This window comes from Meiothermus rufus DSM 22234 (genome assembly GCF_000423425.1).
Lineage (GTDB): Bacteria > Deinococcota > Deinococci > Deinococcales > Thermaceae > Meiothermus > Meiothermus rufus.
In genome coordinates this window covers 1-4,348 of record NZ_AUHY01000107.1, presented here as the reverse complement: position 1 = coordinate 4,348, position 4,348 = coordinate 1, and the positions used below count along the sequence as shown (strand labels likewise).

6 protein-coding genes are annotated in these 4,348 nt (G+C 66.1%); 4 read left to right on the top strand and 2 right to left on the bottom strand.

The features are described 5' to 3' along the window. Nucleotides 1-25: 25 nt before the first annotated feature. Nucleotides 26-409, bottom strand: a complete 384-nt coding sequence (locus G552_RS0113495) for an IS5 family transposase (protein ID WP_027883477.1) — start codon at nt 407-409, stop codon at nt 26-28. A 168-nt stretch (nt 410-577) separates the two neighbouring features. On the opposite strand from G552_RS0113495, the gene G552_RS15660 reads away from it, so the two are divergent. From G552_RS15660 to G552_RS16430, 4 genes are read left to right on the top strand one after another with little or no spacing between them, the layout of a single operon-like run. Then, on the top strand, nt 578-3,091 hold the full coding sequence (locus tag G552_RS15660; RefSeq protein WP_084640455.1) for a heavy metal translocating P-type ATPase: 2,514 nt from the start codon (nt 578-580) through the stop codon (nt 3,089-3,091). Nucleotides 3,092-3,103: 12 nt separating this feature from the next. Further along, nucleotides 3,104-3,472 carry a cupredoxin domain-containing protein gene (locus G552_RS0113485; protein ID WP_027883476.1) on the top strand — a complete coding sequence of 123 codons (369 nt, stop codon included), beginning with the start codon at nt 3,104-3,106 and terminating at the stop codon, nt 3,470-3,472. 12 nt (nt 3,473-3,484) lie between these two features. After that, on the top strand, nt 3,485-3,889 hold the full coding sequence (locus tag G552_RS15655; RefSeq protein ID WP_036271000.1) for a heavy-metal-associated domain-containing protein: 405 nt from the start codon (nt 3,485-3,487) through the stop codon (nt 3,887-3,889). 8 nt (nt 3,890-3,897) lie between these two features. After that, nucleotides 3,898-3,999, top strand: a complete 102-nt coding sequence (locus G552_RS16430; protein ID WP_156890759.1) for a YHS domain-containing protein — start codon at nt 3,898-3,900, stop codon at nt 3,997-3,999. A gap of 11 nt (nt 4,000-4,010) precedes the next feature. Here the strand turns inward: G552_RS16430 and G552_RS0113475 are convergent. Beyond that, a partial coding sequence (locus tag G552_RS0113475; protein ID WP_027883155.1) for a transposase occupies nt 4,011-4,348 on the bottom strand: 338 nt, incomplete at its 5' end.

The following is a 4,348-nucleotide window of genomic DNA, read 5'->3' as shown; positions in this document are numbered from 1 at the left end:
GTCAGAATCTGCCGTTTCCTCCCTTTTACTTTCTTTGCCCCGTCGTTTCCCCGGGGCCCCCCTTTTCCCCCGTCTTCACCGACTGGCTGTCCATGACCAAGGCACTGGGGGGGGCATACCGTCCCTCTCGCTCCCGGTCACGCCGGACCAGGGCCTGGGCTACCTTCTCCCAGACCCCTTCCTTTTGCCACTTGCGGAAGTAGTGGTAGACCGTGGACCAGTGGGGCAGGTCATGGGGCATAGCCCGCCACTTGATGCCGTTTTCCAGGACGTAGAGTATGGCGTTCACTATTTCCCTTCTGGGCACCTTGGCGGGTCGGCCGCCGGGCTTGGGGGCGGGGATCAAGGGTTCCAGCAAGGCCCACTCTGCGTCCGAGAGGTCGCTGGGGTAAAATCTACGTGTAGGCATCACCCTTCCAGTATTGCGGACTTTTACAACAGTTTCTAAGCTCCGGTAAAGCCTCGGCTTGCGAAGGTTGGGGGCCCTGCCCCCAGCAAGGCCCGCTCCCGGCCAGGGCTTTTGTCCTATACCCACCCCAGGTGGGGTGGGCTATGATCGCCACAGGAGGTCAACGTCATGGAGGTGACCCGGAACAAGCAACCACCTGGGCCTGGTGCCGCTTCGCTTTGCTTGCCCCTGCCGCAGGTGAAGGACACCGCGCGGGCGCGAGCCCTGTCGCACGCTCTAAGACAGGTCGCGGGCATCGAGGCGGTGCAGGTCAACCTGGCCCGCCAGGAGGCGCACCTCACCTACAACCCCGGCGCCATCAGCGTGGCCGGTGTGGTCGAGGCCGTAGAACGCGCGGGCTACTCGGTGGGCCGGGCCGAGCTCAGGGCCCACATCGCCGGGATGCACTGTGCGAGCTGCGTGGCCCGCATCGAAGACGTCCTGCGGGCCGTGCCCGGGGTACTGGACGCCAGCGTCAACCCGGCCACCGGGGTGGCCACGGTCGAGTACGTTCCAGGCACCGCCGATTTCAGGGCGATCCAGGCCGCGGTGGAATCTGTCGGCTACCAGACCGCCCACCCCCTCGAGCAGCCCCCGGCCCCCGAGGAGGAGGCTGAAGCCCACGCCCGGGAGTACAAGAGCCTGATGGCCAAGTTCTGGTTCGCCGCCGCGGTCTCAGTCCCGACCGTGCTGGTGGCTTACCCCAACGTGAGCTGGCTCTACGCCCCCTACCTCTTCTCCTCGGCGATCTCCGAGGGGGTCGTCTGGCTGTTGTGGGTGCTGTCGGGGCTCGTGACCCTGCCGGTGATGTTCTACTCCGGGCGGCAGTTCTTCACCGGGGCCGCCTCGGCCTTCCGCCACCACGCCGCCGACATGAACACCCTCATCGCCCTGGGCACCGGCGCGGCCTGGCTCTACTCCACGGCGGCGCTGATCTTCCCGAGGCTCTTCCCCGCGGGCACCGCCGAGCCCTTCTACGACGTGACCGCGGTGGTGACGGCGCTGGTGGTGCTGGGGCAGGCCCTGGAGGTGCGGGCCAAGGGACAGACCAGCCAGGCCATCAGGAAGCTGATCGGCCTGCAGGCCAGGACCGCCCGGGTGCTGCGCGAGGGGCGCGAACTGGAGATCCCGGTCGAGGAGGTCGAGGTGGACGACGTCGTGGTGGTGCGCCCCGGCGAGAAGATCCCGGTGGACGGGGTGATTATCGAGGGGCAGTCCGCGCTCGACGAGAGCATGGTCACCGGCGAGAGCCTGCCGGTGGACAAGCAGCCCGGCGACGAGGTGATCGGGGCCACGGTCAACACCACCGGAAGCTTTAAGTTCAGGGCCACCAAGGTGGGCAAGGACACCGCGCTCGCCCAGGTCGTCAAGATGGTGCAGGACGCGATGGGCTCCAAGGCCCCCATCGCCCGGCTGGTGGACGTGGTCTCGGGCTACTTCGTCCCTGCGGTGATGATCATCGCCGTCCTGACCTTCCTGGCCTGGCTCAACTTCGGCCCCAGCCCGGCCCTGGCCTACGCGGTGGTGACGGCGGTGACCGTGCTGATCATCGCCTGCCCCTGCGCGGTGGGCATGGCGGTGCCGCTGTCGCTGGTGGCGGGTCTGGGCAAGGCCGCCGAGCACGGAGTGCTCATCCGCAACGGGGAGGCCCTGCAGACCGCCAGCGCCCTCAAGACCGTGGTGCTGGACAAGACCGGCACCATCACCAAGGGCAAGCCCGAGCTCACCGACGCGCTTCCCGCGCCCGGTTTTGACGAGAAGACCCTGATCCACCTGGCTGCCAGCGCGGACCGGCCCTCCGAGCACCCCCTGGCCCAGGCCATCGTCAAGGGGGCCCAGGCCAGGGGGCTGGAACCCCTGGAGCCCGGCGCCTTCAAGGCCGTTCCCGGGCACGGGGTGGAGGCGGCCGTGGATGGAAAGCGCGTGCTGGTGGGCAACCGCAAGCTGATGGAGCGGGAAAAAGTGGACACCACGAGCCTGGCTGAGGCTGTAGGGCGGCTCCAGGGCGAGGGCAAGACCGCCATGTACGTGGCGGTGGACGGCCAGGCCGCCGGGGTGGTCGCCGTAGCCGACACCCTCAAGGAGGACTCCGTCGAGGCCATCCGGGTGATGCGGCAGATGGGCCTCGAGGTGGTTATGCTCACCGGGGATAACGAGCGCACCGCCCGCTCGATCGCCCGCCAGGTCGGCATCGAGCGGGTGCTGGCCGAGGTGCTGCCGGAAGAGAAGGCCAACCAGGTGCACGCCCTCAAGGCCGAGGGCAAGAAGGTGGGGATGGTGGGCGACGGGATCAACGACGCCCCCGCCCTGGTCGAGGCCGACGTGGGCTTCGCCATCGGCACCGGCACCGACGTGGCCATCGAGGTCGCCGACGTCACCCTGATCGGCGGGAGCCTGAAAGGGGTGGCCTACGCCATCGAAGTCTCCAAGGCCACCATGCAAAACGCCAAGCAGAGCCTCTTCGGGGCCTTCGTCTACAACGTGCTGGGCATCCCGGTCGCCGCCGGCATCCTCTTCCCCTTCTTCGGCATCCTGCTCTCCCCCATCCTGGCCGGAGCGGCCATGGCCATCTCCAGCGTCACCGTGGTCTCCAACGCCAACCGCCTGCGCTTTTTCAGGGCCAGGAGCTTTACGCGGGCTTAACAGGAGGGAACTATGTTGACCTTGGTCAATCTCTTAGGGCTGGCGCTCGTCGCCTGGATCGTCTGGTACTTCTGGCTCTACAAGAAGGAGGGGGTAGCCGTGACCGAGGTGGCAGGGGTACAGGAGATCAACATTACCGTCAAAGGCGGCTACGACCCCGACGTGATCGTGGTCAAGAAGGGCAAGGCGGTGCGGCTGCACTTCACCCGGCGGGAGTCGGCCCTGTGCAGCGAGATGGTCGTTTTCGACACGCTGGGCCGGTCGGCCAAGCTGCCCGAGGGCGAGACGGTGACGCTGGAGTTCACCCCCCAGCAAGCCGGCGAAATCCCCTTCCAGTGTCAGATGGGGATGCTGCGCGGCAAGGTAGTGGTGACGAGTTAGCGGAGGCAAGGCATGGTTTTACACCCCGAACCCTTCGGACACGTCGAGCGGCGGCACAAGCCGTTCGACCTGCAAGCCCTTCTCAAGGGAAGCAGCGCTTATCTGAGCCTCTTCGGGCTGGGCTGCAGCAACTGCGCCGCCCACGTACACAACGCCCTACTGAGCCTGGACGGGGTGTGGCTGGCCGAGGTGTTCCTGTGGGAAAGGGCAGCCCTGGTCGCCTTTGACCCCAAGCGGGTCGAGCCGGAGCAACTGGCCGCGGCGGTGGCGGGGGCGGTGAACGACGGCACCCGCTTCTTCCGGGCGGAGGTGAGGGAGACCCGGCCTGCCCGGGAGACCCTGAAGATCATCGGCGGCGAGCCCTGGTGGTGCTGGCCAACCCCCTGCCCGGCCGATTGCCCCGGCGCCTGGAGCTGAGGAGAGGAGTGAAGTTTATGGCACAGGAGGTACGGGACCCGGTCTGTGGGATGATGGTGGACCCCGAGAAAGCTGCAGGGAAGTCGGTGTATCAGGGCCAGACCTACTAAGTATTTCCCCATTAGATTTTTACCTCCACAGCCCCCAGTAGGTCCAAGGCTTGCAACAGGGCTTGCTTGAGGTGGGAGAGGCTAGCGTAATGGCGGCGGGGCAGAAGGTAGGCTTTGAGCTTTCTCCAAAAGGTCTCGATGAGGTTGAGCTGAGGGCTGTAGGGAGGCAAGAAGCGTAGATAGAGGTTTTGCGCTTGCCAGGTTGCCAGCCGAGCCTGGATCAGCTTGGCTTTGTGGAAGCTGGCATTGTCCAGCACCATGACCGTGAGCTTGTTTTGCTGGCTGGCTTGTTGGGCCTGCTTCTCAAGAAAAGCCAGTACCGCTTCTTTCGTACATCTACCTTCCAGTA